Raw genomic sequence first — 251 nt, 5'->3', positions numbered from 1 at the left:
GAGATGGACGACGCCTACATCCTCATCAACGAGAAGAAGCTCTCCTCGCTGAACGAGCTGCTGCCGCTGCTCGAGGCCGTGGTGCAGACCGGCAAGCCGCTGGTGATCGTCGCCGAGGACGTCGAAGGCGAAGCGCTCGCGACTCTGGTCGTGAACCGCCTCCGTGGCGGTCTGAAGGTCGCGGCCGTCAAGGCTCCGGGCTTCGGCGATCGCCGCAAGGCCATGCTGCAGGACATCGCGATCCTGACCGG

The 251-nt window shown here is 66.1% G+C and carries 1 pseudogene; it reads left to right on the top strand.

The window, feature by feature from the left end:
* Positions 1 to 251: pseudogene (gene groEL, locus RAD10_RS42310) on the top strand (chaperonin GroEL); the annotation flags it as partial.

The sequence above is a fragment of the Bradyrhizobium sp. 23AC genome, assembly GCF_054863025.1.
Note: the sequence above shows the minus strand (reverse complement) of the source record. Positions and strands in the feature narration are given on the sequence as shown.